The sequence below is a fragment of the Pseudomonadota bacterium genome, assembly GCA_016719885.1.
Classification (GTDB): Bacteria; Pseudomonadota; Gammaproteobacteria.
Map to the genome: position 1 here is coordinate 35,686 of JADJYF010000021.1, position 26,505 is coordinate 62,190.

Sequence of the window (26,505 nt, forward strand, 5' to 3'; positions counted from 1 at the left end):
GCGGCGGCCATGTTTTACAATGGCCTCGACCTTTCAACATTTGTGGACGACATGTCGAACCAACGTTTTTCCGGCACTGACACGTACATCGTAACCGAAGACCTCATGATGGCCGTCAATGCCGCCGTCACCCTGCAGCGGCCGCTGCTAGTCAAGGGCGAACCGGGCACCGGCAAGACCATGCTCGCCGAGGAAATCGCGCGTTCGTTGGGGCGTCCGCTGATCCCGTGGCACATCAAGTCCACCACCAAGGCCGCCCAGGGCCTGTATGAATACGACGCGGTGGCGCGCCTGCGGGATTCGCAGCTTGGCGACAACAAGGTGCACGACATCTCCAACTACATCGTCAAGGGCAAACTGTGGGAGGCGTTCGAATCCGACGGCCAGCCGGTGCTCTTGATCGACGAAATCGACAAGGCCGACATCGAGTTCCCTAACGACCTCTTGCTCGAACTCGATCGCATGGAGTTCTACGTCTACGAGACCAAGCAGGTGGTGAAGGCCAAGACCCGGCCGATCATCATCATCACCAGCAACAATGAAAAGGAACTGCCGGACGCCTTTCTGCGCCGCTGCTTCTTTCATTACATCCAGTTCCCCGATCGCGACACCATGGACGCCATCGTTCGCGTGCACTACCCGGACATCAAGAAGCACCTGTTGGCCGAGGCTCTCGAGTGTTTCTTCGAGCTGCGCGACATCCCGGGCCTGAAGAAGCGCCCGTCGACCTCGGAGCTGCTGGATTGGATCAAGCTGCTGGTGGCCGAGGACATTCCGCCCGAAGCGCTGCGCGAGAAGGACACCCGTCGCGCCATTCCCAAGCTCTACGGCGCGATGCTCAAGAACGAACAGGACATGCACCTGTTCGAGCGCCTGGTGTTCATGTCGAGGCGCACTGGTGCTAACTGAACTCTTCTATAAGCTGCGCAAGGTGCAGATACCGGTGTCGATCACCGAGTATCTGACCTTGATGGGCGCGCTCGAAGCGCGCGTGTGCGGATTCAGCATCAATGATTTCTACTACCTGTCGCGTGCGACGCTGGTCAAGGACGAACGTTTCTTCGACCGCTTCGACCAGGTGTTCGGCGAACACTTCCGCGGCCAGGAGATGCTGTTCGATCACGTGCTCGGCGAGATCCCGCTCGAATGGCTGAAGAAGCAGAAGGAACTCAATCTCAGCGACGAAGAAAAAGCGCAGATCGAAGCGCTGGGTGGCTGGGACAAGCTCATGGAGACCTTGCGCAAGCGCCTCGAGGAGCAGAAGAAAGCCCACCACGGCGGCAACAAGATGATCGGCACCGGCGGCACCTCGCCGTTCGGCGCGCACGGCTACAACCCCGAAGGCGTGCGCATCGGCCAGGAGGAAGGACGCCAGGGCCGCGCCACCAAGGTGTGGGAACGGCGCGACTTCAAGAATCTCGACGACTCGGTGGAACTCGGCACGCGCAACATCAAGCTCGCGCTGCGCAAGCTCAGGCGCTTCGCGCGCGAAGGCGCCGCCGATGAACTCGACCTGCCGGACACCATCCGTTCGACCGCGCGCAACGCGGGACTGCTCGACATCAAGATGGTGCCGGAGCGGCACAACGCCACCAAGATTCTCCTGTTCCTCGACGTCGGTGGTTCCATGGACCCTTACGTGCGGGTGTGCGAGGAACTGTTCTCCGCCGCGCGCAGCGAGTTCAAGCATCTCGAGCACTACTACTTTCATAACTTCATCTATGAAACGGTATGGCGCGACAACACCATGCGCGCCAACGTGCGCGTGCCGACCCAGAAGGTCATGCATACCTATGGCGCCGATCACAAGATAGTGTTCGTCGGCGATGGCACCATGAGTCCCTACGAGATCATGGCGGTCGGCGGCAGCGTCGAGCACTGGAACGAGGAAGCCGGCGCGACCTGGATCGCGCGCCTGCTGGCGGTGTTCCCTTACGCGGTGTGGTTGAACCCGCAGGCGGAAGAATACTGGGGCCACATTCCGTCCATCGGCATGGTCAAGGAACTGCTGTCGGACCGCATGTTCCCGCTCACCATCGACGGCCTGGAACGTGCCATGAAGGCGCTCAAGAAGCAGCATTGAGGCGTCGCCCTGTCGCCGTCGGGAGACCGCGGCCGGCAGCGCCTCGGGCGCGGCGCGCGGACTGAGATCAGCGCGGCGCACGGCACGACGATGCGCGGACGGCCAGGTCGGCGTCGTCAGCAGGAGACAAGGCGCCGCCAGGGTTTAGGGACAGGCCGAAAAGCGGGCGCCAACCCCGTCACAGAACATCTCCGGAAATACCAACCGGTTCTCATTCCCGACCGCCTCGAGTCGCCTCAACAGTCGCTGGAACGCTTGTTGCTTTGGAGACCGTCGAAGACATTCGAGCCACGGAGCCGACCATGAATGCAATCAAGAAGCTGAGCCAGTCCGCGCGATTTCACGGATACCGGGATCTGAACGGCGAGTACATTCCGTTCGAGACCGCCGATGAAGTGTTCAGCCGCGCCCGCGCCATCGGTGCGCGCGTCCTGCTGCGCCTCGCCCTGACCGACAAGCAGGAATTGACCGGCATCTTCTACACCAACGACCACTCCTTGAGTTCCTGAACGGCCGCGCCGTCGCCGCGTCACGCCAGAACAACAACGCCATTGCTACGACTGATAATTGACGCTCCGCCCGCCATGACGGGACGGGACGGCGCTGGCCAAGGATGGCCCCATCCGACAAGCTAGCCCATCGACATCACACCGAGGCACGGCGCTTGGTCGGGACCTGCTGCCTTCACTGTTCGCGCCGCTGGCTCGCGAGGCTTGCGGTCGCGCTGCTGGTGTCGTGCGCGCTCACCGCTTGCGGACATGACGGTGACGGCTACTACCCGCTGGAGGCGCCACGCTGGTGGTATTACGCGGTCGACGCCACGGTGCTGGATGAGCCGCGCCACAGCCGCTACCTCGTGCAGAACGCGGGCCTCGCGGCCGGCATGGACAATACCGTCTACCTGCAGACCGCGCAGGCCGGTTCCGTCGACTTCCTCCGAGCACAAGGCGCCGGCGTCGAGCGCGTGGCGCGTCTGCGCCCCGGCATGCGCGGGCCTGAAAGCGACATGCCGCCGCGCCAGGTGCTGCCGGCGGACATCGCGCCCGGCCATCGCTGGCAGGTGCCGTCGACGCTGGCGCTGATCGAGAGCCGCACCTTCGAGCCTCGCGACCGCATCATCCCGCGCCGCCTGCCGGTCATGCTGGAAAAGGAAGTGCGGCGTAACGATGCCGTGGTCGAGGTGGCGGCCGGGCGCTTCTCCGCCTGCCTGGAAGTCGCAGGCCATGGCAGCGCCGCTGTGCCGACCGACCGCGGCAACGGCGCGGCCAGCGTCGCGGTCGAAGTGCGCGAGTGGTACGCGCCGGGCATTGGCCTGGTCAAACTGGAACGGCGCGAGACTTCCAAGAGCACCTTTCTCAAGGACGGCCGGCAGCACTGGGAATTGCTCGACCACGGCCCTTGAATGGCGCCGGTTGCTTGCTTGTTGGGGTCAGGTGAATGGATTACGCTTGCCGCCCCACGCCGGGCGCGGTTCGCTGAGCCTTGCCGCGTCGGCCCGCAGCAGCAGAGATTTCAGCCGTGACACCCGAAAGATTCAGAGAATTGCGCGCGGCCGGTTACAACCGCGTGCCGGTCACGCGGCGCGTGCTGGCCGACCTCGACACGCCGCTCAGCGCCTATGCCAAGCTGGCGCTGGGCCGCCATTCGTTCCTGCTCGAATCGGTCGAAGGCGGTGAGAAGTGGGGCCGCTATTCGATCATCGGCCTGCCGGCGGTGCGCACGATAGTCGTGCGCGGACGCGAGGTCTCGGTGTGCGACAACGGCGTGCCGGTGGAACAGTTCGAATGCGACGATCCGCTGGCCTTCATCGCCGACTACCAGGCGCGCATCCATGCGCCGGCGGTGGATGAACTGCCGCGCTTCTGCGGCGGCCTGGTCGGCTACTTCGGCTACGACACGGTGCGCTACGTCGAACCGCGCCTGCGCGACTCGACGCCGCCTGACCCCATCGGCACACCCGACATCTATCTCATGCAGGTCGACAAGTTCGTGGTGTTCGACAACCTGCGCGGCGAACTCTTGCTGGTCAAGTACATCGACGCCAGCGACGAAACGCTGCTCGACGACGCGCGTCGCGAACTCGGCGCGCTGGCCGCACGCCTGCAGGCGCCGGCACCAGCCCTGCCCTTGCATACCACCGGCGCGGCGCTGGACGAAGTCGATTTCCAGTCCGAGTTCGGCAGCGACGCCTTCATGCGGGCCGTCGATCGCATCAAGCGCTACATCGTCGATGGCGATGTCATGCAGGTGGTGCTCGCGCAGCGCATGTCGGTGGAACTCAACCTGCCGCCCTTGAACGTCTACCGCGCGCTGCGCCATCTCAATCCCTCGCCTTACCTGTTCTTCCTCGACCTCGGCGATTTCCAGGTGATCGGCTCCAGCCCGGAGATTCTCGTGCGCCTCGAGAACGGCGTGGTGACCACGCGGCCGCTGGCCGGCACGCGCCGCCGTGGCCGCACGGAAGAAGAAGACCAGGCGCTCGAAAAGGAATTGCTGGCCGATCCGAAGGAGCTCGCCGAGCACCTGATGCTCATCGATCTCGGGCGCAATGACATCGGCCGCGTGGCCGAGACCGGCAGCGTGAAAGTCGTCGACAAGATGGTCATCGAGCGCTACTCGCACGTCATGCATATCTCGTCCAGCGTCGAGGGCCGGCTGCGCGCCGACAAGAGCGCGATGGACGTGCTGCGCGCGACCTTGCCGGTCGGCACCTTGTCCGGCGCACCGAAGATCCGCGCCATGGAAATCATCGACGAACTGGAGCCGGTCAAGCGCGGCGTATACGGCGGCGCGGTCGGCTACTTGTCATGGAACGGCAACATGGATACCGCCATCGCCATCCGCACGGCGGTCATGCACAAGGGCCGGCTCTATATCGAAGCGGGCTGCGGCGTGGTCGCCGATTCGGTGCCGGAACTCGAATGGGAAGAGACCATGAACAAGGGCCGCGCGATTTTCCGCGCGGTGGCGATGGCGCAGAACGGCCTGGTACCGGCGGCCTGAGGATCTTTCCCGGCTCCGTTCGCCTGTAGGTGCGAATTCATTCGCACATTCAATGGTGCGGCAGGCAATGCGCGCCGCCTGTCATCCTTCGATACTCTCCTCCACGCACAGCGCCTTGATGGCCTGCGCGCCGTCCTGCGCTTGCCTGACGCTCACCGCCTTGAAGCGGAACACTTCGCCGGGCCGGGCCTGCGCCAGCTTCCAGAACGCACAGCTCGGCACCGTGTAGGGATTGATGAAACCGCCCATGCTCGGGCCGTCGCTGACCAGGATGATGGGGGTCTGCCCGGCGAGATTGATGGCGCCCAGCGGATAGCCCTGGTCGAGGATGTTGGCCGGTTCCGAGCCGTGCTCGGGGAGCTTGTTGTAGGCCTTGGAGGTGAATGTCCACTGCGGGCCTTCGAGGCGGAAGCCGGTGCGATCGCTCTTGCTCGACACCTTCCAGTCGGTGGCGAGAAAACGCGCGTGACCGTCGGCGTCTATCCAGTCGTCGTTGGGGCCGGCCACAGCTTCGACGTCCCAGCGCTTGTCGCTGCGCATCGGCGGACGCGCGGCGTCCTTGACGCGGCGCCCGGCGCGGCCCTGGCCCGCCAATACCGCCACGTGTTGACCGGCCTTCAAGGCATAGCCATCGAGACCGCCGACGCCGGCCTTGTGAAAGGTCGAACGCGAGCCCAGCACGAAGGGCGCATCGATGCCGCCGGCGAAGGCGATATAGGCACGCGCGCCGCTCTTGGCGAACGACATGGCCAGCGTCTGGCCGCTGCGCACCGCGACGCTCTGCCACGGCGACACCGGCACATCGTCGAGCTTGGCCTGCATGTCGGCGCCGGTCAGCGCAATCACGCCGTCGCGCGTGAAGCGCAGCGTCGGCCCCATGAACTGGCATTCGAGCCCGGCATCGCCGAGCGCGTTGCCGACCAGCAGGTTGGCGAGGCGGAACGACCACGAGTCCATCGGTCCCGACGGCGGAAAGCCCTTGTTCCAATAGCCGATGCGGCCCGGCCAGTCCTGGATCGAGGTTTCCAGCCCCGCCTTGAGTACTTCGAACATCATGTCTCTCCGTCAGAACCGTGCGTCGAGGTCGAGACGCTTGACCCAGTTCTTGTAGTTGCGAACCGAGAAACGCTGGTACTCGACGATGTTGTACTTGTAACTGCCCTCCGCGACCTTGCGTTCGACCTCCAGGAATTCCTCCATGGAACACGGCACGAATTTCAGCCGATCGCCGGGCTTGAAGATGCACAGATCCCCTTCGAACTCGGCGAAGCGCCGTTCCCTGTCCCAGATCGGTACCGGCGTGCGCCCGAACAGCTGGTAGCCGCCAGGGCTCGCCACCGGGTAGATGGCGGTCGACATGCCGCCCATCGACAAGGTGCCCTGCGGTGTCCAGGTGCGTGGCGGGTTGTACTTGGGCGCGGTCAGGCGGCAGCGCGGGTCGAGCGGCATGAGGAAGGCGAGGCCCGGCCAAAAGCCGAGGCTGGCGGCCCAGTACTCGGTGCCGGAGTGCACGCGCACGAACTGCTGCACGTCGGCCAGACCATTGATGCGCGCCACGAACTCCGGGTCGTATTCCTTGGAGGGATTGATCTTGGCGCGGTAGTCGTCGATGCACTCGCGACTCCAGGGGTCGAGGTACAAAGTCGGGAAGTAGAACAGGCGGCTGTCCATCTCGATGTCGTCACTGCCGCCCAGCGATCCGATCAGGCGCTCGACTTCGCGCTTAAGATCGTCGTAGCCGATGATCTCCGGTTCGTAATGGATGAGCGTGGTGGCGAAGCATGGCGCGGTCTCGACCACGCCGGGAATGGTGCCGCCGGCCAGCGCCGTGGCAAGCCCCTGGCCCATGAAGTTCAGATCGAGATTCATCTCGTCACCGAACTCGATCAGCATGTAGCGATCGCCGCCCGGACTGAACTTCGGTTGTTCGTAAATCATGGCTGTCACCCTCGTGTGATGCTCGTCCTGGCTGCGCACCACGGCCGCACGTACGCGTGCGCCACAAGGGTGTCCATGGACATCGCATTCTTGCTTGGCCATCGACCGGAAGTCCAGGCGCCGGGCCGCCCCGCCCACGCCGGCTTCACAGCGGTGCGGCGCTGCTATACTGCGGCCTCGATAAACCACGCGTGCTCGCCCAGGCGCGCGCTTCGAGTCTCGAACCTATGCGCCGACAACTAGAACAACGCCTGGAGCGCATGCGCGCATCCGGCACCGACCGCCTGCTCGGCGGCGGCCGGAAGGGCCTGGAGAAAGAAAGCCTCAGGATTGCCGCCAACGGCGCCATTGCCCTGACGCCCCACCCCCGCGCCTGGGGCGCGGCGCTGACCCATCCGTGCATCACCACCGACTATTCCGAGGCGCTCGCGGAGTTCATCACGCCGGCCTTCACCGACAGTCGTGACACGGTGCGCTTCCTCGACGACATCCATCGCTTCGCCTACCAGCACATGCCCGACGACGAGGTGCTGTGGGCCGCCAGCATGCCCTGCGCGGTGGCCGACGACAGCGCCATTCCGCTCGCCGACTACGGCACATCGAACATCGGGCGCCTGAAACACCTGTACCGCGTCGGTCTCGATTACCGCTATGGGCGCCGCATGCAGGCCATCGCCGGCGTGCATTTCAATTATTCGCTGCCGGGCGAATTCTGGCCGTCCTTTCAAAGTGATGAAGAAGACCGCGGCGAGCTGCAGGATTTCATCAACTACCGCTACTTCGCGCTGATCCGCAATTTCAAGCGCTTCGGCTGGATGGTGCCGCTGTTGTTCGGCAATTCGCCGGCGGTGTGCAAGTCCTTCCTGGCCGGCCGCACCACGCGCTTCCACCAGATGCAGCGTGGCACTTTCTACCTGCCCTATGCCACCTCGCTGCGCATGAGTGACATCGGCTACAAGAACAAGAACCAGTCGGCGCTGCTGGTCTCGCATGACGACATCAAGAGCTACGTGTCGGATTTGCGGCGCGCGCTCAAGCTGCCCTATCCCGAATACGAGGCCATCGGCACGCGCGATGGCGACAAGATCATCCAGCTCACCACCAGCGTGCTGCAGATTGAAAACGAGTATTACAGCTACATCCGCCCCAAGCGCACCACGCTGCCCGGCGAGCGCCCCAGCGATGCACTGGAGAAGCGCGGCGTCGAATACGTGGAAGTGCGCGCGCTCGACGTGAACTGCATGGAGCCGACCGGCGTATCGCTGCAGCAGCTGTACTTCACCGAAGTGCTGGTGCTGTTCTGCCTGCTCGAAAGCAGCCCCAAGCTCACGGCCGAGGAACTGCATGAAATCGAGTACAACGAATTGACGGTGGCGCTGCGCGGCCGCACGCCCGGCCTGGAGCTGGTGCGCAACGGCGGCCGTGTGGGCTTGCGTGAATGGAGTCTCGAGATCTGCGCGCGCATGCAGCCGCTGGCCGCGCATCTGGATGCACATGCGGGCGCGACCTTCTACCAGGACGCCGTGGCCCGCCAGATCGAGGCCCTCAACGACATGACGCTGCTGCCGTCGGCGCGGGTGTTGGCGGCCCTGCACGAAACCCAGAGCGAGTTCCACAGCTATACCCGCGAACTGTCGCTCAGACATCGCGCCGACTTCCGCGCACGGCCGCCGAGCGCCGAGGTCACGCGTGAGTTCGACTCCCTCGCCGCCGCGTCCCACGCCGAACAGGCGCGCCTGGAAGCCGATCGCAGCGAGCCGTTCGCCGAGTTCATGGACAAGTACCTGCAGCACTGAGGCGGCGCCATCGGAACCCGCCATCGCGGCGACGCTCTCAGCGGTAATTCGAACGCGGAGCAAGGTCATGACGCGCAGAAGCATCCTCAAGCTCGGAGTAGGGAGCTTGGCAACGCTGTGCCTCGGCATCCGTCGTGCCAAAGCGGAGACACCGGCCGATGCGGCGGCGCTCGCCGCGCTACGACGCGCTTGGCCTAAACTCCGCGCCGCCGGCATCGCCGTGGTCGAGCCCACCCCCGCCCTGCAGCGCAGCCACGAACAATGGCGCGCCCTGTTACCGGCGGACGCCTATGCGGTGCTGTTCGAGGAAGATACCGAGCGCCCCTTCAGCAGCCCGCTCAACGATGAAAAACGCGATGGTCTGTACGTGTGTCGCGCCTGTGATCTGCCCTTGTTCAGCTCGGCCATGAAATTCGACAGCGGTACCGGCTGGCCGAGCTTCTTCACCGCCATCGAAACCCATCTCGCCACGCAGCGCGACTTCAAGCTCATCTGGCCGCGCACGGAATACCACTGCGCGAAATGCGGCGGCCACCAAGGGCATGTGTTTGACGACGGCCCCGCGCCGACCGGCCAACGCTGGTGCAATAACGGCGTGGCGCTGCGCTTCGTCGCGCTCGCGTCCTGAGCCCGCGCTGCTACAAGGACTCCAGCGAGAACAGCACCACGTTGGCATCGCGCTTGATGTACAGGCCGCCGCCGACATTATGGAAATACGGCGCGAGGCGACGCCGATACCAGGCCGCACTGCGCAGGTAGGCGTTGCCATCGGTCAAGGCCTGGTCGCAGTTGTGCTCCCAGTCTTCACGGGTCAGCACCCCGAACAACAGTGCTCGATGGCTCAGGGCCGCGAGCTTGTCGAGGGCGCGGCTGGCGGCCTTGTCATCCAGGTATTGCAGGACATCGTGACAGATGACGAGGTCGTAGCTGCGTTCGACCTGCAGCTCTTCGATGCTCACGCATCGCCAGCCGAAGCGCTCGCAGATGTATTCGCTGACGTCGCAGGCATCGATTTTGACGCCCTTGAAGGCGCGGCGCAGGCCCCGATGCAAAAGGCCGGCGCCGCAACCGATGTCCAGCACGCGCGCCACCGGGCACTCGAGCAATTGGAGATAGGCGCCGGCAAAAGCCGCCAGCCGGTCGAAGTAGGCCGGTTCCGCGATACGCGTGCCGCGATTGAAATAGAAGCGCTCGAAATAGGCGCGGTCAAAGGCATTGACGGTCAAAGTGCTTGCTCCGCTCGTACGGCGATCAGGGGTCAAGATTGGTGAACGTGCGCCGCTAAAGGTGACACGGGCGATTGGCGCTCCGGCGCTTGGGCGTCGCCCGATCCACAACGAATGCTTCCGCCCATCCCGTCATGGCCTGGCGCACGGAGAGAACGATGACTATACCGAGATTTCCCGGCCTGCTGTTCATGCTCGCCCTGGGCCAGGACGCGCTGGCGCTGCAGATGGGGCAGATTACCGGCGAGTCGACACGCGGCCAACCCTTGATGGCGCGCGTCGGTCTTTACGGCATGCCAGGTGCAGGCGAGCTCGGCGTCGAACTCCTGCCGGTTCACGGCTCATCGCGCGATGCGCTGTCGCGCTATGGATTGCAGGCGCGTGTCAGCGACGCTGCGGGTGCAGGACAGGCCATCGTCGTCACCAGCAGCCAGCCCATCGATCTCGAGGTGCTTGCGCTGCGCTTGCGCTTGCGTGACGGCAAGCAGTCCCTGGTGCGGCACTTCGAATTGACCATACCGGCACCGCTGGCGCGCGCGGAACGCGCCACGCCGACGCGACGTGCGACACGTGCGAAGGCCGCGACGACACAACCGGCGTCGCCCGCTACAAGCATCGTCACCGACGGCGAATATGGGCCCGTGCGTGCCGGCCAGACGCTGTGGGGCATCGTCAAGGAAACCGGGCTCGCCCATGGCGGCGACGGCCAGGCGCTCATGCGCGCCATCGTCGCGGCCAATCCTGCCGCCTTTGTCGGCGGAGACGCTGCGCGTTTACGCGTTGGTGCGAGGCTGCGCCTGCCGCGCGGCCAGGCAGCGACGCCCGCCGCGGTCGCTCCCGCAGCGCCCGCCGCACCGCAGGCGGTGGACGCCGAAACCGCCGCGCGCTTGGCGCGACTGGCGGAGAAATTCGAACAGATTCGCGCGCGCTACGCCGCGCAGCAGGCGCGCACCGCGGCGGCCGTGGTGCAGGCGCCGGCCAAACCCAACGCATCGAGCGGGTCGGCGCCAATCAAGGACGAGCAACAGGCTGCGGCTGCCGCGTCGACCGTGGTCGACGCCGTGCCCGTACCCGCGCCCGTTACGGCCGAGACAACCAAGGCCGGCGTCGCGGCGGCGGCGATCAAACCGCGCCCCGTGCCGGTGACGGCACCACCGGCGGTTACCGACGACAGCCCGCTCGACAGCCTGGCAACGATGGTCGATGGTCGCATCCTGGTCGGTATCGGGACCTTGCTGCTGCTGGTGGCATTGACGCTGGGCGCACTGCGCTTCGGGCGTCGCATGCGGGCGCGCCTGGCCGACGGTGGCGAGCGCAGCGCCGAGCGCGACATGTTGGCGGAAATCAGCCGCAAGATCGAAAAACGCGTGCAGCTCGAAGACGAAGTGAAGCGCATGATTGCCGGACGCATCGACGCTAACGCGGCCGCCTCGCAGGGCTTGTTGCGACCCGCCGACCTGCTGGCCGGCGTACGCGGCTCGCTGGAAGAAATCGAGACGCGCATCGCGCACGGCCAATACAATGAGGCCGAGGCGATGCTCGAACAGACCATCGTCGATGCGCCGAATAATTTCCGCGCCAAGCTGCGGCTGGCGGAGATCTATTACCTCAATGAACGGCACGAGGAGTTTGTCGACCTTGCCGAGGAAATCCACCGTCAACACCGCAGCGACATCGGAGACGAGAATTGGGCTCGACTGATGCGCATGGGCAAGGTGATCGCTCCCGATCGCCCGCCTTTCAGCGGCCCGGTCGCGGTCGAGGCGGGGCGTCGCGCGCACTAAGCGCCAGCTTCCCTGGCGCCTGGCCGCCGGTGTCGACATCGCATGTCGGCCTGCTGGCACTTCTGGTCGTCGCCTTGCTCAGCGCCTGTTCTCGTCCCGCCGATCCGCGCCAGGTCGCCAGCGAGTTCTGGCAAGCGCAACAGCGCGGCGATGCGGATCGCGTCCATCACCTCGTACGTGAAAGCGACGCCGCCAAGCTCGACAGCGGCTTGACGGTGTTGCCGATCCGCGCCTTCGAACTGGGTGGGCTCAGGATCGACGGCGATCGCGCCGAGCTCGACACGCGGGTCACACTCGCCGGCGACGACGCGCTGCATGTCGATGTCGTGACAGTGTTGATACGCGAGCACGATGCTTGGCGCGTTGATTACCCGGACACCGTGCGCGACATCACCACCGACAGCCGCCTGGCCAAGCTCATCACGCGCGTGCAAGAACTGACCACGCGTTTCGGCGCGGGCGTCAACCAATCACTGGAAGAATTGAAGCGAGCCTTGCCCAAGCTCGAAAGCGAACTGTCCACCATCGAGAAGGATATTCGCGGCCAGGTGCCGGAATTGCGCAGGCGGCTCGACGAGCTGTTGCGCGACCCGCCGCAGGCACGGCCGACACCGCCTGCCAGCCCCGACCGCAGGGCAATCTGAGCGGGCGTCAGGGCCGGGCTTGCAGCGTGGCCAGGCTGGCGCGCGCTTCGCTGTGGCCCTGGGCGGCGGCAAGCTTGTACAGGCGCGTTGCCTCGGCGAGGTCGCGTTTGACGCCACTGCCGGCGCGATACATGTTGCCGAGACTGTATTGCGCGGCGGCACTACCGTTGTCAGCCGCCTGCTTGACGAGGGCAAGGCCTTCGTTCTCGTCCGCTTTCACACCGCGACCGCTGCGGATCATCTGGCCGAGATTGAACTGCGCGTCGGCATAACCTTGCGCGGCGGCGGCGCGATACCACTTCAATGCCAGCGCATCGTCGCGACGTGCACTTTCACCGAGAGCATAGGACACGCCGAGGCTGTACTGGGCAACGGCGCTGCCCTGTTCCGCGGCGCGCTGGTACCAGTGCAGGGCTTGCCCATCGTCCTGTGCCACGCCGTCGCCGAACGCGTAGGCAACGGCAAGGTTGTACTGCGCGTCGCGATTGCCCTGGGCGGCAGCCTTGAGGTACCACTCCACCGCCTTGGCCTTGTCCGCCCGCACGCCTTCGCCGCGATAGGTCATGTAGCCGATGTGGGCTTGCGCCTCGGCGTTGCCGGCTTCAGCCAATTGCGTGAAGAGCGTCGCGGCGCGCGGCAAGTCCTGCGCGTCCAACGCGGCGCGCGCCTCACCGAGGGTTGCGGCCGGGCCGGGCGCGGCGGACGGCGCATTGCTCGCGGCGGCGTCCTCTTCTTCGGCGGCGGCGTCGGCCATCATGCCGGTATGGGCGCCCCGCGCCGGGTGCCGTTCCTGGCGTTCGAAGGCCTCGTCATGGCGCGATTCGGTGCCTGCCTTGGCGGCCGGCGCATCTTCCTTGAGCGGCAGCGAAGCGGATGACGACTGGCGCGCTTCGCCTGCCGCCGGGCGCACGAGCTCGGGCATGGGCATGCCGGCGGCGCTGTAGACCGCCTTCAACTTGGCGGCGGCCTTGTCATGCCCGGCCTGGGCCGCGTCGCGTAGCAGCGTGATGGCCATCGCCTCGTCAGCCTGCACGCCCTCGCCCTTGAGGTAATGCAGGGCCAACTCATATTTGGCCTGCGAGTGGCCGGCGCGCGCGGCGCGCTCCAGCCATTGCACGCCAACCGCGGCATCAACCGCCACGCCCTGGCCCAGCAGGTAGCGCTGCGCGCTGCTGTAGGCCGCCGCGCCTTCTTCGGTGTTCTCCACGGTATCCACATCATCGGCGGCGCTGGACGGCGTGTAGCCCTCCTGCCCCGCTTCGTCGGCACGGCCGGGCGCCGGGTGCGACAGCGTCACCACGGTCGACGGCGGCGCGGCACTGCCCTCCATGCGCACTTCGATGCCGGCCTTGCGCGCCATGTCGAGCGCACGCAGTTCATCGAGGGATGGCGCGGCGGCGGCGTTCTGCTCCGGCGCGACGGGAGCTTGCACCGGGGGCGACACGGCCCGACCCGCGGTGGCGGGCGCTGGCGGCGCCGACGGCACGGCAGGCGGACGACGCGTGATGTCGCGCGCCACCGCGCCGGCAACGGGCGGATTGGCGCTGGTACTCATGCCCGCCGCCAGTGCCTCGGCCTTGAGCGCCGGAACGGGTGCGACGGCCGGCTCGGCGCGCAGGCGCGCGGCCTCTTCGGCCACCGGGCTGTCGGGGGGAGGGTCACTCGGCGGGGCAGGCGTGATGCCCGACGCGCGGTACAGTTCGGCGAGGTTGCGCTTGGCGCCCTCGTGGCCCTGCGCGGCGGCCTTACGGTAGTAAGTGAGCGCCCAGGCCTCGTCGGCCTTCACGCCATCACCCAGGAGATACATGCTGCCGAGCGCGAATTGCGCTTCGGCGTCTCCCAGGTCGGCCGCGCGGGTATAGAGTTCGAGCGCCTTGGCGGGATCGTGGGGAAACGCCTGGCCGTGCTGGTAGAGCGAAGCCAGCAAGCCGAGGGCACGCGGGTCATCCTTGGCCGCGGCGGCCTGCAAGGCCGGCACCGCGGCCGAGTAGTCGCCCTTGGCCACGGCATCGCGCAATTGCTCGAAATCGTCGGCGATGACCGCCGCACTCAGAAACGCCAGCGCGGCGCAGTAAATGCGTGCCAGACGCATCGATATCCTCCGGATGCAGTGTGTCGCCACCCGGGAACGATCGCGTGGGCGATCGGGGGGCGTCTGCGTGGTTGAGAGCGAGCGGCATTATAGGGAGCGCCCGTCGCCTAGGCCATCACTCCTGACCGCCGGCCGTCATACCGCGGTAAAGCAGCGTGCGTAGATTCGCGCCTCGAACAAACCGGAGTGCGAGCCCATGCGCGACGCGCGGAAAGTCCAACGGCAGCCATACTCAACTTGCGGCGACGCGCCGACCGACTGGCGTTCGCTGGTCGAGCAGATCGCGGAGCTGGAAGACATCCTCATGGAATGCGGCGCGGCACTGGATCGCGGCGCCGACCTGGGCCGCGCCCGCTTGCATCGACTGCTGCGGGACAAACGTCGCCAGTTGCGCGGTATCGACGTTGCCGTGCAGGCGCCCGGCGTCTAGCTGAGCCGGGTCGCGACCTGCAGGCGCTTGGGGCGTACGCCCTGCACGACGATGTTCTTGCCGGTCGCCGCGATGTGGTTCTGGTCTTCCATGTCCTTCAAGACCTTGCCGACCATTTCGCGCGAACAGCCCACCAGTCGTGAGAGTTCCTGGCGCGTCACGCGCACCTGCATGCCGTTGGGATGGGTCATGGCGTCGGGCTGTTCACACAGGTCCAACAGGGTGCGCGCGACCCGCCCGTAAACGTCCATGAAGGCCAGGTCGCCGAGTTTGCGGTTGGTATTGCGCAGCCGCCGCGCCAACTGCGAGGTCATGGCGATGATCAGATCGGGATAGATCTCGGTCAGCGCCTTCAGCTTCTTGTACCCGATCTGGGCAATTTCACATTCGCTGCGCGCACGCACGAGCGCGGTGCGATTGGCGTCCTCGTTGAAAAGCCCGATCTCGCCGAAGAATTCCCCGGGATTGAGATAGGCGAGCACGATTTCGTGCCCCTTGTCGTCTTCCAGCAGCACGGTCACCGAACCGCGGATGATGAAATACAGTTCGCCTGCCGGGTCGCCCTGGCGAATGATGGCAGCCTTGGCCGAAAACACTCGGCGATGGCAATGGGCCAGCAGCTTGTCGACCGATTGCGCGACGCTGGTGCTCAGCAAAGACATGCTCGCATACTCCTCGAAACGCCTCGTGTTCTTGAAGTCGATGCGCGCATCGACCGCGGATTCAAGCCAGCCGTCGACATCATTGTCGTCAATCGGTCATCCAACGACTGCTGTCGAACGAGTAATGGAGCTTGCGCGTCGACGTGGTCGCGACCCACTCGCCATTCTGCTGTTCGTAGACCTGGAACAGGCGCAGCAGCTTGCCATCCTTGACGGCTACTTCGTCGTCACCGCGATAGCCCTGCTTTTGCTGGTCGTCGAGCTCGGCGAGCTTGACCGGTTGCAACAGGTCGTCCTTCCACGAATAGACCTTGACCACGGTGACGTGGGTGGCCGCCTCGGTGTAGGTGACCACCACCTCGAAGGCGCCGTCGCGGTTGAGGTCGGCGACGAAGCTCTTGGACAGCACGCCGTTGTAGGGCGCACTCAGGCGTGCGAGCAGCAGTTCTTCGTTACGCACCGTGATCTGGTATTCGGCGGCGGACAGGGTGGAATCCGGGTCGGGCGCGACCGTCACGGTGTAGGCGCCGAACACGGCGGAGGTAGGCGTCGGCTCGGGCGCCGCGAGCGCGACGGCCGACGCGAGCAGGGCGACAGCGAGTACAAATGAACGCAGCATGGCTTCCGGCCGCCCCACGAATTGGAATTGGTTAGGGCGGCTATTCTACGTCGGTGCTCGCGGTGCGCTAGCGGTGATATGACCGCCGTCCGGCGTCGCGCGGCTCGCCTGAATTTGCTTGACATTCCAAAGGGCGCCGCTATATTTCTGGCACTACTCGCAGGAGAGTGCTAATAGCGCTTCTCTAAAATTAGTAAAATCAAACAGTTAAATGCCTGAGGAGAATAATACCCATGAAGATTCGGCCCTTACACGATCGAGTCATCGTCAAGCGCGTGGAAGAAGAAAAGACTTCCGCCGGTGGCATCGTCATTCCGGACTCCGCTGCTGAAAAGCCGGTCAAGGGCGAAATCATCGCGGTCGGCAACGGCAAGGTTCTCGACAACGGCGAAGTCCGCAAGCTCGACGTCAAAGTCGGCGACAAGATCCTGTTCGGCAAGTACTCCGGCACCGAAGTGAAGGTGGACGGCGCCGACCTGCTGGTCATGCGCGAAGACGACATCATGGCCGTGTTCGACGCCTAAGCGTCCCGGCACCAAGAAATTTGAAGAGGTCAATGAACAATGGCTGCTAAAGAAGTACGTTTTTCCGATGACGCCCGCCAGCGCATGGCTGTCGGCGTCAACATTCTCGCCAACGCCGTCAAGCAGACGCTGGGCCCGAAGGGTCGCAACGTCGTGCTCGAGAAGAGCTTCGGCGCACCGACCGTGACCAAGGACGGCGTTTCCGTCGCCAAGGAAATCGAACTGGCTGACAAGTTCGAGAACATGGGCGCCCAGATGGTGAAGGAAGTCGCGTCCAAGACTTCCGATGTCGCCGGCGACGGCACCACCACCGCGACCGTGCTGGCCCAGGCCATCGTCCGCGAAGGCTTGAAGTCCGTCACCGCCGGCATCAACCCGATGGATCTGAAGCGCGGCATCGACAAGGCCGTTACGGCCGCCGTCGAAGAGCTGAAGAAGATCTCGCGTCCCTGCACCGACAGCAAGGCCATCTCGCAGGTCGGCACCATCTCGGCCAACTCCGACACCGCGGTCGGCGAAATCATCGCCGAAGCGATGGACAAGGTCGGCAAGGAAGGCGTCATCACCGTTGAAGAAGGTTCGGGTCTCGAGAACGAGCTGGACATCGTCGAAGGCATGCAGTTTGACCGCGGCTACCTGTCGCCCTACTTCATCAACAACCAGGAAACGATGAACGTCGACCTGGAAGAGCCGTTGATCCTCCTGCACGACAAGAAGATCTCGAACATCCGCGACATGCTGCCGATCCTGGAAGGCGTGGCCAAGTCCGGCCGTGCGCTGCTGATCATCGCGGAAGACGTCGAAGGCGAAGCGCTGGCGACCCTGGTCGTCAACAACATGCGCGGCATCGTCAAGGTTGCAGCCGTCAAGGCACCGGGCTTCGGCGATCGTCGCAAGGCGATGCTGGAAGACATCGCGATCCTGACCGGCGGCACCGTGATTTCCGACGAAGTCGGCCTGTCGCTCGAGAAGGCCGGTCTGCATGACCTCGGCAGTGCGAAGCGCATCCAGATCACCAAGGAAAACACCACCATCATCGATGGCGCCGGTGACCAGAAGGCGATCGAAGGCCGCGTCAACCAGATCCGCACCCAGATCGAAGAGACCAGCTCCGATTACGATCGCGAGAAGCTGCAGGAGCGTGTTGCGAAACTCGCCGGCGGCGTGGCCGTGATCAAGGTCGGTGCCGCGACCGAAGTCGAAATGAAGGAAAAGAAGGCTCGCGTCGAAGACGCGCTGCATTCGACCCGCGCGGCGGTTGAAGAAGGCGTGGTGCCCGGCGGCGGTGTTGCCCTGCTCCGCGTGCAGGCCCAGGCACGGGCCGTCAAGGTCGACAACGACGATCAGCGTATCGGCGTCAACATCCTGGTGCGCGCGCTCGAAGAGCCGATCCGCCAGATCGTTGCCAATGCCGGCGAAGAACCGTCGGTCGTGGTGGCGAAGGTTGCCGATGGCAAGGGTAACTACGGTTACAACGCCCAGACCGGCGAATTCGGCGACATGATCGAAATGGGCATCCTGGACCCGGCCAAGGTCGCACGCTCCGCGCTGCAGAACGCCGCGTCCGTCTCCTCCCTGATCCTGACCACCGAGTGCATGGTGGCCGAAGCTCCGAAGAAGGACGGCGGCGCCGGTCCTGACATGAGCGGCATGGGTGGCATGGGCGGTATGGGTGGCATGGGCGGCATGATGTAAATCAGCCTCCAGCCCTCACCGGCTCGAGAGAACCCCGCCTTGTGCGGGGTTCTTTTTTTGTAGCCGAGCATTCGTGCTTTTCGCTTCGTTCCCTGCGTCGAATCCCCCCGGCCGTACTATCGAACGTCCCGCCTGGCGTCCGCGTGCCACGCACCATGTGGCGGCAATTATTGCAATCCGTCTCCAATCCGGTGCCTTTCTGTTAGCAGCCCCGGCGCGGAGTGCTGCACAGGTTTTTCAAATCATCGAGATAGCCGAAAGCCGCGCGTGGGCTTTTCACGGCATGAATCTTGGATTATTCATTTTGCCCGGCGCGTGAGGAATCTTGGCCTGGCGCCGATAAAAGTCGAGAGATTGATCATTCACGAGCGGAGGAGTCGCATGACCACCGTCGATTTGAGTCTGATCCATACCGTGACTGTGCGTGAGCATTTCAGCGCAGCGTTACAGTCGGCGGCGCGCAACCAGGACGTGGCGTTGCGCGACAACACGTCCACCTACCTCGTCAACCTGCTGACAGATTACTGCGAAGCGTCCGCTCTCGCGGCCGTCACCGATTCGAATCAGCAAATCAAACCGCTCGCCACGCTCTACGGCGAGGCACTAGAAGCCCCCACCAGCGAACACCGTCGCCGCACCCTGCAGAAGCTGGGCGATCTGGCCCTGTTCATCGCCGGCATCTTCAGCGACAGCCTGAACCGCAAACTGGTGGATGTCGATTACTACATCGGCATGGGAGAGGCTGCTTACTGCTGCGTATACGACTCCTTGCAAGTCGACGCGCGGGCGCGATCGGCGAGCGGGGTATTCGCCGAATTGAGCAGCAAGTTCCCGTTATTGGTCGACCTGTTGACAGAAATCAGCGAAATGAGCGGACTGAAATCCCGCAGCGACCTGCTACGTACCTATGAACTGTGGCAGAAGACCGGCAGTGAACGTGCCAGGAAGCAGTTGCGCCGCGCCGGTATCGTGCCGTTCGTTGGCCGTGTCGGCATCTCGCACTGACGGGAACCGCGGCGATGCTGCTGACCACGCTGCAAGAGCACCTGACGTGTCTGTACGAAGCGCCGATTGAACAGCGCGTTGCCGACTACCTCGTCACCGACGCGCGACTCGCCGAGTCACTCGAGTCGGGGGAACAGGCGCACACCAACAGCGAAAGGCTGCTGGTGCGTGAATGTGAAGACACGCTCGACATCAGCCTCTACATCGACGCGCAGGTGCTGGACAGCCTGTCGGCCTGCGACCCTTACGCCTGTCTCGACGAGCGCAACCTCAACGAATTCCTGATCGCGCTCGAAGGTGTCAGCCATTTCCACTACCTGGTGTGGAACGCTGTGCATGCGCGCCAGGTAACCCAGCTCGAAATGGAATTACAGGCGGAGGTCGACAAGTACGTCACCGCCACCTTGTTGTTACGGCAACAAGGCGTCATCGACGACAGCGAGGAATTTCATGAGCAGTTCTTCGCCGCGGTGAGCTACGCCGCCGATCATCATTGCCCGCTCGGGCAACGCTATCGCGCCGCCAATCACTACGCCGGCAAGTATTGTCGTAAATTGAATCGTCGCTACCCGGCCCAGCATCAGCAGCCGATGTTCATCAAGGAACTGCGCCGCTTCTACCGGCTGTCGCAAAATGAAAAAATCCGCTCCATCGACAAGGCACTCAATTGAAAGGAAGCATCAATCGCCGATTTTCTTGTGCAGATGGGGCATGGAGCTCGCGTCGCCGGCCTTCATGTAGCGTTTTTCCGAGCCGGTCGCGGTCACGTTCTCATAAACACCCTTGTCGCGCTTGACCAGCTTGGTGAAGCCCTGGTTCTTCAAGGTCGAATTGCCGACCGGGATGGAGATGCCCTGCACGCCGAGCTTCTTGCGCACCGGCGCTTCGAAATCCGTGTCGCCCATCGGCACCTGCGCGGCGAAGCATAGTTCGCCCCAATTACGGATCACGACCTGCATGCCGTGACGCACGGTCACCACCTGGCCGTTCTCTTCGCACACGTATTCATATACCGGCATGTCGCAACCTCCGAACGTGAAGATGCCTGGGCGCCGCAGCGCGTTCGGCATCGAATCCTTTCACCATCGGCCTTGGTGGAGAAAGTCGGCGACGGCCTTGCGCTCGCGTTGCGCCGCGGACTTCTCTTCCACGCCCGCTGGCAGGCGGGCGGCATCGCCGAGATAGCCGAGCGCCATCACGGCGACCGCGTCGACGTCATCGGGCAAGGCCAGCGCACGATGCGCGATGTCCGCATCGAAACCGGCCATCTGGTGCACGAACAAGCCTTGGTGAGTCGCCTCGCCGAGCAGGTTGCCGACCGCCAAGCCGAGATCATAGTGCGCCCAGCGATTGGGTTTGCCGTTGTGCGAAAAGTTCTTGCGCACGCAGTTCAACACCAGCACCGGCGCGGTGGCCGCCCACGCCTGGTTGGCGGGCATGAGAGAACCCAACAAGGCCTCGTGTTGCGCGTCGACGCCCTGGCGGGTCACCACGAAACTCCACGGCTGGTCGTTGTAGCAGGACGGCGCCCAGCGCGCGGCTTCGAACAAGGTCTGCAATTTCTCGGCTTCGATGGGTCGCGACGCGAAGGCGCGTGGACTCCAGCGTTGGCTGAGGACCTCGAGTATGGCGGACATCGGTAACTCCTTGGCTGGCGACGTGCTTGCGTCGCCCTTCATCGCTTGTCGTTGAGCAGGGCGCCGACCGCGGCGTAGGTCGCGACGCAGTACGGCACGCAGTAAGTGAGGCCTATCTTGGCAAGGTCGAGGTACGTCAAGCTGCCCGCGATGATGCGGTCACCGTAGTTGATGGCAACCAGGATGCTGCCGACCACCGCCGCCACGCGCAGCGCGCGGCGCACCGTGGCCGGCGCCAACGCGATGGCGCGCCAGGATGCGGCTTGCGCGAGGCGGTGCATGAAGTCCCGCGACTTCGCCGCGTTCAGTGTTGGGAACGCTCGAGCAGTCGCTCGTTACCCGGCTTGCGTTTGCTCGGGCCGCTGAAGATCGCGCCCAGGGCGCCGAAGAAGGTATCGTCCGATTTCGCCCTCGCGGCCGGCGCGGGGGCCTGGCTGGCCACCGGCGCGGCGGCGACCGCGGGCGCGGGAGCAGGCATTGCGGTCGTTGTCGGGCTGCCGCCGTTCTGCGCCAGGCAGGACTTCCTGGCGGTCTCGCGCACCAACGCGATTTCCTGCTCGCTCATCGGCGCCTTCGCGCTGGCTTTCATCTCGGCAACCATGGCCGCCGCGTGCACGTCGCATCCGGTAGCGGTCTCGGCCAGAACGGCGTGGGTCGCAGGCAGCAAGGCTGCGACCATGATGAGCCGCGCGCAGCCGCGGCGTGTCGTTGTGTAGTGGATCACCGGCGAACCTCTTGATTACTTCAGCACCACATTTGGGCACAATGCCGCCCATGTCCGAGCGACGCTGTCCAAGGCACCGGCCCCAGGTGCGTCATGCCACGATCAGCGTGGCAATCTTAACCGCGTTCAGCCGAGGACAATACCAGCACGCCGGCACGCTGCGCGGACCATGATCGAAGTTCGCGGGCTCAGCTACGAATATCCCGGGCTGCGTGCGCTGTGGGACGTCAGCTTCCAAATCGCGCGTGGCACCATCACCGCCTTGGTCGGCCCCAACGGCGCGGGCAAGACCACGCTGCTGCGCTGCCTGGCCGGCATGGAACGTCCGCTCAGCGGCTCGATTCGGGTCAATGACATCGACGTCGTCGAGGAGCCGCGCCGCAGTCATCGCCATCTCGGCTACCTGTCGGACTTCTTCGGGCTGTACGACCGACTCACGGTACGCCAGTGCCTGCGCTACGTCGGCGCCGCCAACGGTCTCGCGGCGCGCGACCTCGAGCACACGGTCGAAGACACGGCGGCCGAGCTCGGTCTCCATGATCGACTCGAACAGCCGACCGGCGAGTTGTCGCGCGGCCTGCGCCAACGGGTGGCAATAGCCCAGGCCATCATCCACGGGCCGACGGTGGTGCTGCTCGACGAACCGGCTTCCGGCCTCGACCCCGAGGCCCGCTACGCGCTCGGAGAATTGTTCGTCACCCTGCGCCGCCGCGGCATGACCTTGCTGGTGTCGTCGCACATCCTGGCGGAACTCGAAGCTTATTCGACGCACATGCTGATCCTGCGCGGCGGGCAACTGGTCGAACATCGAGCCCTCGCGCAATCGCTCGCGATCGCCACCCCCATGGAGCTGCGCACACTCGACGATGCTTCGGCCTTGAGCGCCTTTCTTGCCGGCCACGCGGCGGTCAGCGATGTCTCGGTCGACGGCCACACCGTGCGCTTCGCCATGCAGGGCGATGAAGAACAACGCGCGGCGCTGCTCGCGGCGCTGCTTGCCACCGGCGCACGGGTCAGCCATTTCGCCGCCGTCGCCGAAGACCTGCAGCAGTCCTACATCAACTCCCTGGCGCGCGGCCCGCGGGCATGACGAATCCCGAACTGTTGCGCAACCTGTGGCTCGAGGTGACGCCGCACAAACTGCTGCTGATCCCGGCCGTGGTGTTCGCGGCGGCGGCGCTGGTACACGCCACCGACCCGACCGGCGTCGGCCTCAACAAGCTGGCCATGACCGCCTTCCTGGTGACGACCATGGTGTGGGGCTCACGCCAGGCCGCCAACAGCGTGCTCGACGAGGCGCGCGCACGCACCTGGGACATCCAACGCATGTGCGCGCTTTCACCTTGGCTCATGACCTGGGGCAAGCTGCTCGGCGCCACGGCGATGTCCTGGTACGCGGGCCTGTGTTGCCTGCTGGTGTTCATTGGCAGCAGCAGCGGCGGCGATGCGCGCAACGGCGTGGTGGTGACTGTCCTGGTGATCGCGGTGGCGATACTTGCGCAAGGCTTGTCACTGATTGGCGCGCTGGTCGGACTGCATCGCGGCAGCGGTCTGCAATCGCGCTTCGCCAACCTGCTGGTGGTCGGGCTGTTGGTATTTCTGCTGCCCAACGTCATGAACCTCATCGATCCCGAGGCCACGCTGCTGTGGTTCGAAACGCCCATCAAGCGCCTGCCCTTCGCCACGGTGTCGGCCGTGCTGTTCGCGGCGTGGGCGGTATGGGGCGCGACCCGCGCCATGAGCATGGAGCTCAAGATCGCGACCCGTCCGGACGCGTGGCTGGCGTTCACCGTCTTCGCGGGCGTCTATGCTTGCGGCTTTGCCGGCATCGCGCCCGAGCCCTCGCTGGCCTTGTTGCGCTGTCTGTGCGCGACACTGTGCGTGACGGCCGTGGTACAGAGCTACGTCGCGGCGTTCGCCTATCCGAGCGACTTCATCCAGATGCGGCGCGCCGAGCGCGCCATCGTCGCGCGGCAGTATTGCCGCGCTCTCCAGGAGCTGCCCTTGTGGCCGGTATCGGCGGTGTTCGCCCTGGCCCTGGGCCTGCTGGCGGCGATGATCGGCGCGGCGCCCGAACTCACCAATCAGCGCCTCGACAATCTCGGCCCGGTGGCGCTGGCCGGCGCCTTGATGATGCTGCGCGATGTGCTGCTTCTGAGCTATTTCGGCATGCGCCTGCGTGGCGGCCGGCCGGAAGCCACGGCCCTCATCTACATTGCCATCGTGGACGGCCTGCTGCCGGCCCTGCTGCCGCAAGTCGGTCTCGCGTCCTTGGTGCCACTGTTCCTGCCGCCGTTCTTCCGTGCACCGCTGGTGGCCATCGCCATCCTTGCACTGCACTGCGCGGTGGTGGGGTTCCTGGCGCTGCGCGCCTACCGCGGCCTGCAGGCAAGGCTCAATGAAACACCTGCTGGATGATGCGGAAGCCGGCAATATAGGTGCCGCTGGCAGCGCCCAGCGAACTGAGGAAGAACACCAGGAAGGTGCGCGCCACGCGGTTGTGTCGCCAGCCTGATACGGTGGCGGTGTCCTTGCGCAGCTTGCGAAAATCAGCCACGGTGGGTTTGCGGATCCAGGCCTCGACCGGCGCCGTCACCATGCCGATGCCGATGGCCGGATGCAGCGTGGTGAGCGGCGCGCCGAGAAAGGCGCTGATGATGGTCAGCACATGGCCCCCCGCCACCAGCGCGCCCAGCGCGGCGAGGCCGCCGGTGATGCAGATCCATTGCAGGACCAACGACCAGCCGAGCGCCGGGCTGCGCATGAATCCCACCACGAAGCCCGCCGCGAACAGCAGCACCAGCAGCGTGGGGATGTGTTTCACCCAGCTCGCGCCCGCTGGCACCGTGTCCAGCGCCGCGAGCCGCGTCGCGCGTTCGCTCATGCCTTGTTCGAGGTAGCGCCGTATGCCTTTCAAGTGGCCGGCGCCAACCACCGCCAGCACGCGTCGGGCGCCGCTGTCGGCAATGTCGAGCAGGTGCGCGGCCATGTATTGATCGCGCTCGTCTATCAGCGGTTGGTAGATCTGGTGGGCGCTGTCAGCGAACTGCGCGAAGGTGCTTTCCAGCAGGTCGCCTTCCTTGAGCGCTTCGATTTCCTCCTCGGGGATCTCGTCGTCGACGACGATGCTGGCGAACAACCCCGAGAACAGGTACATGCGCTTGTACCACGGGACGTTGCGATAGATACGGCGCAGCGTGGTGCCGATATCGCGATCGATGAGATGCAGCTTGAGGTCGCGCCCGCGCGCGCCGTCGATTGCAGCGCGCATTTCGGCGCCGGGCTCGATGCCAAACTGTTCGGCGATGCGCTGCTGGAAAGCGGACATCGCCAGCATGGCGGTGATCATCGGCACCTTGCCGCCACGAATCACTTCGAACAAATCCATGCGTTCGAGCGTGTCGGGGTCGACCATGCCGCGATGGCGGTTGGCGCACAGCTCGATGGCGATTTCATCGTAGTGACCGCTGTCGATTTCGCGCGCGACGGCCTCGGCGCTGGCGCGCGACACGTGCGCGGTGCCGAGCAGGCGCACGGTGCAAGCGCCGATCTCGATATCCACATGCGGCTGGACCGCGTCCTCTGAACTCATATTTCCGGTGCTCCGACCGCGGCCACGGCAAATCCGTTACGCAACCAGTTGCGGCCGAGCAGGAGCATGTCGCCGGCGTTGCTGCGGTCATTGAGATTGGTCAACACGCGGTAACTGTTGCCGCGAAACTTAACGGTGAGATAAACGTGGTAGCGCACTTCGCGACAATCGGCGCTGCGTATGCCGCGCACCTGGGCAATCTTCGCGACCAGTGGATGGCGCTCGCCACGCTCGTTGATCAACACGAAACTGATCATCTTGCCGGTATCCCGGCCCGACGGCGGCCCATCGCTGTCCAGCACTTTGAGTTCATGAGCGTTGATGGACGACACCACCGCACCGGTATCGAGCCGCGCCTGGAACACCTGGCCCGATTCATCGATGGTGACCGGCACCACCGCCGGCAGGGTATCGCGATTGGCGTGGTAGTGGCCGACGGCGAATCCGCCCGCCGCGCCCAGCGCCACGCACAGCAGCGCGCCCGCCAGGGCCCTGGTCAGCGACTGCGCCATGCACCGGCACTCACGAATCTGCACATGCCCGCAATTGTAAGCGCGTTCCGCGCGCCGTCGCGACGCGCCAGGTTCAGTAATGATTCACCGCCGCGCGCCTAGCCTGCGGCAACGCACACGGGAGGACCGCTCATGCGTAGATTCACATTGTTCATCGTCAGCGCCGCACTCGGCGCCGCTCCGTGCGGAGCTGCGTGGGCCTACAACGGCGGCATCGATCCTGGCACCAGTCCCGACTTCGGCCGCACGCCACTGCCGGTCATGATGCAACTCGATGCCGCCCCTGGCGGCGCCCCGGACGCCCCCGCCATTGTCGGCCGCGACCTCGCCACGCCCACGCAGCAACATGCGCGGCCGCGTGTGCGTCGCGCCGAGGGCGACGCGTTCCAGCGCTATTTCGACCGCCACTTCCGCGCCCATCTGGCACTCGACGCGGCGGCCATGCGCGAAACCGAAGTCGAGTAAGGCGCGCGCCCCAAGGCGCGCGAGCGCTGATTCCCAAGAGCGCCGGCAAAGTCAAGGCGGTGCGCGAGCACGCG

General features: G+C 65.0%; 29 protein-coding genes. 17 read left to right on the plus strand and 12 right to left on the minus strand.

The annotated features are described in order from the left end of the window. The first annotated feature begins 51 nt into the window (after positions 1–51). The 5 genes from IPM80_19995 (at position 52) to IPM80_20015 (ending at position 5,086) form a co-directional block, all read left to right on the plus strand. Positions 52–909 (plus strand): MoxR family ATPase, encoded by an 858-nt coding sequence (locus IPM80_19995; protein MBK8960634.1) that lies wholly within the window; start codon positions 52–54, stop codon positions 907–909. Positions 910–970: 61 nt separating this feature from the next. Further along, a complete protein-coding gene (locus tag IPM80_20000; protein MBK8960635.1) occupies positions 971–2,083 on the plus strand; it encodes a VWA domain-containing protein in 1,113 nt (370 codons plus the stop codon). Positions 2,084–2,385: 302 nt separating this feature from the next. Further along, positions 2,386–2,592: a hypothetical protein gene (locus tag IPM80_20005; GenBank protein MBK8960636.1), complete on the plus strand. Its 207-nt coding sequence runs from the start codon at positions 2,386–2,388 to the stop codon at positions 2,590–2,592. Between the two features lie 221 nt (positions 2,593–2,813). Next, positions 2,814–3,485: a hypothetical protein gene (locus IPM80_20010; GenBank protein MBK8960637.1), complete on the plus strand. Its 672-nt coding sequence runs from the start codon at positions 2,814–2,816 to the stop codon at positions 3,483–3,485. 116 nt (positions 3,486–3,601) lie between these two features. Next, positions 3,602–5,086: an anthranilate synthase component I gene (locus IPM80_20015; protein MBK8960638.1), complete on the plus strand. Its 1,485-nt coding sequence runs from the start codon at positions 3,602–3,604 to the stop codon at positions 5,084–5,086. 81 nt (positions 5,087–5,167) lie between these two features. Here the strand turns inward: IPM80_20015 and IPM80_20020 are convergent, their stop codons facing one another. Together IPM80_20020 and IPM80_20025 are read right to left on the minus strand one after the other, a co-directional pair. After that, positions 5,168–6,139: a biotin-dependent carboxyltransferase gene (locus tag IPM80_20020; GenBank protein ID MBK8960639.1), complete on the minus strand. Its 972-nt coding sequence runs from the start codon at positions 6,137–6,139 to the stop codon at positions 5,168–5,170. Between the two features lie 12 nt (positions 6,140–6,151). Next, entirely contained in the window at positions 6,152–7,024 is an 873-nt protein-coding gene (locus tag IPM80_20025) for an allophanate hydrolase subunit 1 (GenBank protein MBK8960640.1), read from the minus strand. A 227-nt stretch (positions 7,025–7,251) separates the two neighbouring features. Between IPM80_20025 and IPM80_20030 the strand changes: the two genes are divergently transcribed. Both IPM80_20030 and msrB read left to right on the plus strand, forming a co-directional pair. Beyond that, on the plus strand, positions 7,252–8,820 hold the full coding sequence (locus IPM80_20030; protein ID MBK8960641.1) for a glutamate--cysteine ligase: 1,569 nt from the start codon (positions 7,252–7,254) through the stop codon (positions 8,818–8,820). Positions 8,821–8,887: 67 nt separating this feature from the next. Continuing rightward, positions 8,888–9,448 carry a peptide-methionine (R)-S-oxide reductase MsrB gene (gene msrB, locus IPM80_20035; protein ID MBK8960642.1) on the plus strand — a complete coding sequence of 187 codons (561 nt, stop codon included), beginning with the start codon at positions 8,888–8,890 and terminating at the stop codon, positions 9,446–9,448. Positions 9,449–9,458: 10 nt separating this feature from the next. Here the strand turns inward: msrB and IPM80_20040 are convergent, their stop codons facing one another. Further along, the gene (locus IPM80_20040) at positions 9,459–10,046 is read right to left on the minus strand and encodes a class I SAM-dependent methyltransferase (protein MBK8960643.1); all 588 of its coding nucleotides are present in this window, start codon (positions 10,044–10,046) and stop codon (positions 9,459–9,461) included. Between the two features lie 158 nt (positions 10,047–10,204). Between IPM80_20040 and IPM80_20045 the strand changes: the two genes are divergently transcribed. After that, complete coding sequence (locus tag IPM80_20045; GenBank protein MBK8960644.1) at positions 10,205–11,830, plus strand: tetratricopeptide repeat protein; 1,626 nt, start codon at positions 10,205–10,207, stop codon at positions 11,828–11,830. Between the two features lie 29 nt (positions 11,831–11,859). Then, positions 11,860–12,474 (plus strand): hypothetical protein, encoded by a 615-nt coding sequence (locus tag IPM80_20050; protein ID MBK8960645.1) that lies wholly within the window; start codon positions 11,860–11,862, stop codon positions 12,472–12,474. Between the two features lie 7 nt (positions 12,475–12,481). Here IPM80_20050 and IPM80_20055 read toward each other — a convergent pair whose 3' ends face one another. After that, positions 12,482–14,566 (minus strand): sel1 repeat family protein, encoded by a 2,085-nt coding sequence (locus IPM80_20055; protein ID MBK8960646.1) that lies wholly within the window; start codon positions 14,564–14,566, stop codon positions 12,482–12,484. A 196-nt stretch (positions 14,567–14,762) separates the two neighbouring features. On the opposite strand from IPM80_20055, the gene IPM80_20060 reads away from it, so the two are divergent. Then, a complete protein-coding gene (locus tag IPM80_20060) occupies positions 14,763–14,996 on the plus strand; it encodes a hypothetical protein (protein ID MBK8960647.1) in 234 nt (77 codons plus the stop codon). Here the strand turns inward: IPM80_20060 and crp are convergent. Together crp and IPM80_20070 are read right to left on the minus strand one after the other, a co-directional pair. Further along, positions 14,993–15,658: a cAMP-activated global transcriptional regulator CRP gene (gene crp / locus IPM80_20065; GenBank protein MBK8960648.1), complete on the minus strand. Its 666-nt coding sequence runs from the start codon at positions 15,656–15,658 to the stop codon at positions 14,993–14,995. The genes IPM80_20060 and crp overlap by 4 nt on opposite strands. Before the next feature lie 88 nt (positions 15,659–15,746). Further along, positions 15,747–16,277, minus strand: a complete 531-nt coding sequence (locus IPM80_20070) for a hypothetical protein (protein ID MBK8960649.1) — start codon at positions 16,275–16,277, stop codon at positions 15,747–15,749. A gap of 233 nt (positions 16,278–16,510) precedes the next feature. Between IPM80_20070 and groES the strand changes: the two genes are divergently transcribed. From groES to IPM80_20090, 4 genes are all read left to right on the plus strand, one after another. After that, positions 16,511–16,801: a co-chaperone GroES gene (gene groES / locus IPM80_20075; GenBank protein ID MBK8960650.1), complete on the plus strand. Its 291-nt coding sequence runs from the start codon at positions 16,511–16,513 to the stop codon at positions 16,799–16,801. A gap of 39 nt (positions 16,802–16,840) precedes the next feature. Beyond that, positions 16,841–18,496 (plus strand): chaperonin GroEL, encoded by a 1,656-nt coding sequence (groL, locus tag IPM80_20080; protein ID MBK8960651.1) that lies wholly within the window; start codon positions 16,841–16,843, stop codon positions 18,494–18,496. 381 nt (positions 18,497–18,877) lie between these two features. Continuing rightward, complete coding sequence (locus IPM80_20085; protein ID MBK8960652.1) at positions 18,878–19,501, plus strand: hypothetical protein; 624 nt, start codon at positions 18,878–18,880, stop codon at positions 19,499–19,501. 14 nt (positions 19,502–19,515) lie between these two features. Beyond that, on the plus strand, positions 19,516–20,172 hold the full coding sequence (locus IPM80_20090) for a hypothetical protein (GenBank protein MBK8960653.1): 657 nt from the start codon (positions 19,516–19,518) through the stop codon (positions 20,170–20,172). A gap of 9 nt (positions 20,173–20,181) precedes the next feature. Here IPM80_20090 and IPM80_20095 read toward each other — a convergent pair whose 3' ends face one another. From IPM80_20095 to IPM80_20110, 4 genes are read right to left on the minus strand one after another with little or no spacing between them, the layout of a single operon-like run. Beyond that, positions 20,182–20,520, minus strand: a complete 339-nt coding sequence (locus IPM80_20095) for a zinc ribbon domain-containing protein (protein MBK8960654.1) — start codon at positions 20,518–20,520, stop codon at positions 20,182–20,184. A gap of 60 nt (positions 20,521–20,580) precedes the next feature. Continuing rightward, positions 20,581–21,138, minus strand: coding sequence for a nitroreductase family protein (locus IPM80_20100; protein MBK8960655.1), 558 nt, complete (start codon positions 21,136–21,138; stop codon positions 20,581–20,583). Between the two features lie 38 nt (positions 21,139–21,176). Then, complete coding sequence (gene nrtS / locus IPM80_20105; GenBank protein ID MBK8960656.1) at positions 21,177–21,419, minus strand: nitrate/nitrite transporter NrtS; 243 nt, start codon at positions 21,417–21,419, stop codon at positions 21,177–21,179. A 23-nt stretch (positions 21,420–21,442) separates the two neighbouring features. After that, positions 21,443–21,862 (minus strand): hypothetical protein, encoded by a 420-nt coding sequence (locus IPM80_20110; GenBank protein MBK8960657.1) that lies wholly within the window; start codon positions 21,860–21,862, stop codon positions 21,443–21,445. Between the two features lie 169 nt (positions 21,863–22,031). On the opposite strand from IPM80_20110, the gene IPM80_20115 reads away from it, so the two are divergent. Then, positions 22,032–22,952, plus strand: a complete 921-nt coding sequence (locus IPM80_20115) for an ABC transporter ATP-binding protein (GenBank protein MBK8960658.1) — start codon at positions 22,032–22,034, stop codon at positions 22,950–22,952. After that, the gene (locus IPM80_20120; GenBank protein ID MBK8960659.1) at positions 22,949–24,280 is read left to right on the plus strand and encodes a hypothetical protein; all 1,332 of its coding nucleotides are present in this window, start codon (positions 22,949–22,951) and stop codon (positions 24,278–24,280) included. Before IPM80_20115 ends, IPM80_20120 begins: the two co-directional genes overlap by 4 nt. Here the strand turns inward: IPM80_20120 and IPM80_20125 are convergent. Next, a complete protein-coding gene (locus tag IPM80_20125; protein ID MBK8960660.1) occupies positions 24,258–25,454 on the minus strand; it encodes a TraB/GumN family protein in 1,197 nt (398 codons plus the stop codon). The genes IPM80_20120 and IPM80_20125 overlap by 23 nt on opposite strands. Further along, positions 25,451–25,966 (minus strand): ATP-dependent zinc protease, encoded by a 516-nt coding sequence (locus IPM80_20130; GenBank protein MBK8960661.1) that lies wholly within the window; start codon positions 25,964–25,966, stop codon positions 25,451–25,453. Before IPM80_20130 ends, IPM80_20125 begins: the two co-directional genes overlap by 4 nt. A gap of 132 nt (positions 25,967–26,098) precedes the next feature. Here IPM80_20130 and IPM80_20135 point away from each other — a divergent pair, with 132 nt between their 5' ends. After that, entirely contained in the window at positions 26,099–26,431 is a 333-nt protein-coding gene (locus tag IPM80_20135; protein ID MBK8960662.1) for a hypothetical protein, read from the plus strand. Positions 26,432–26,505 lie beyond the last annotated feature (74 nt).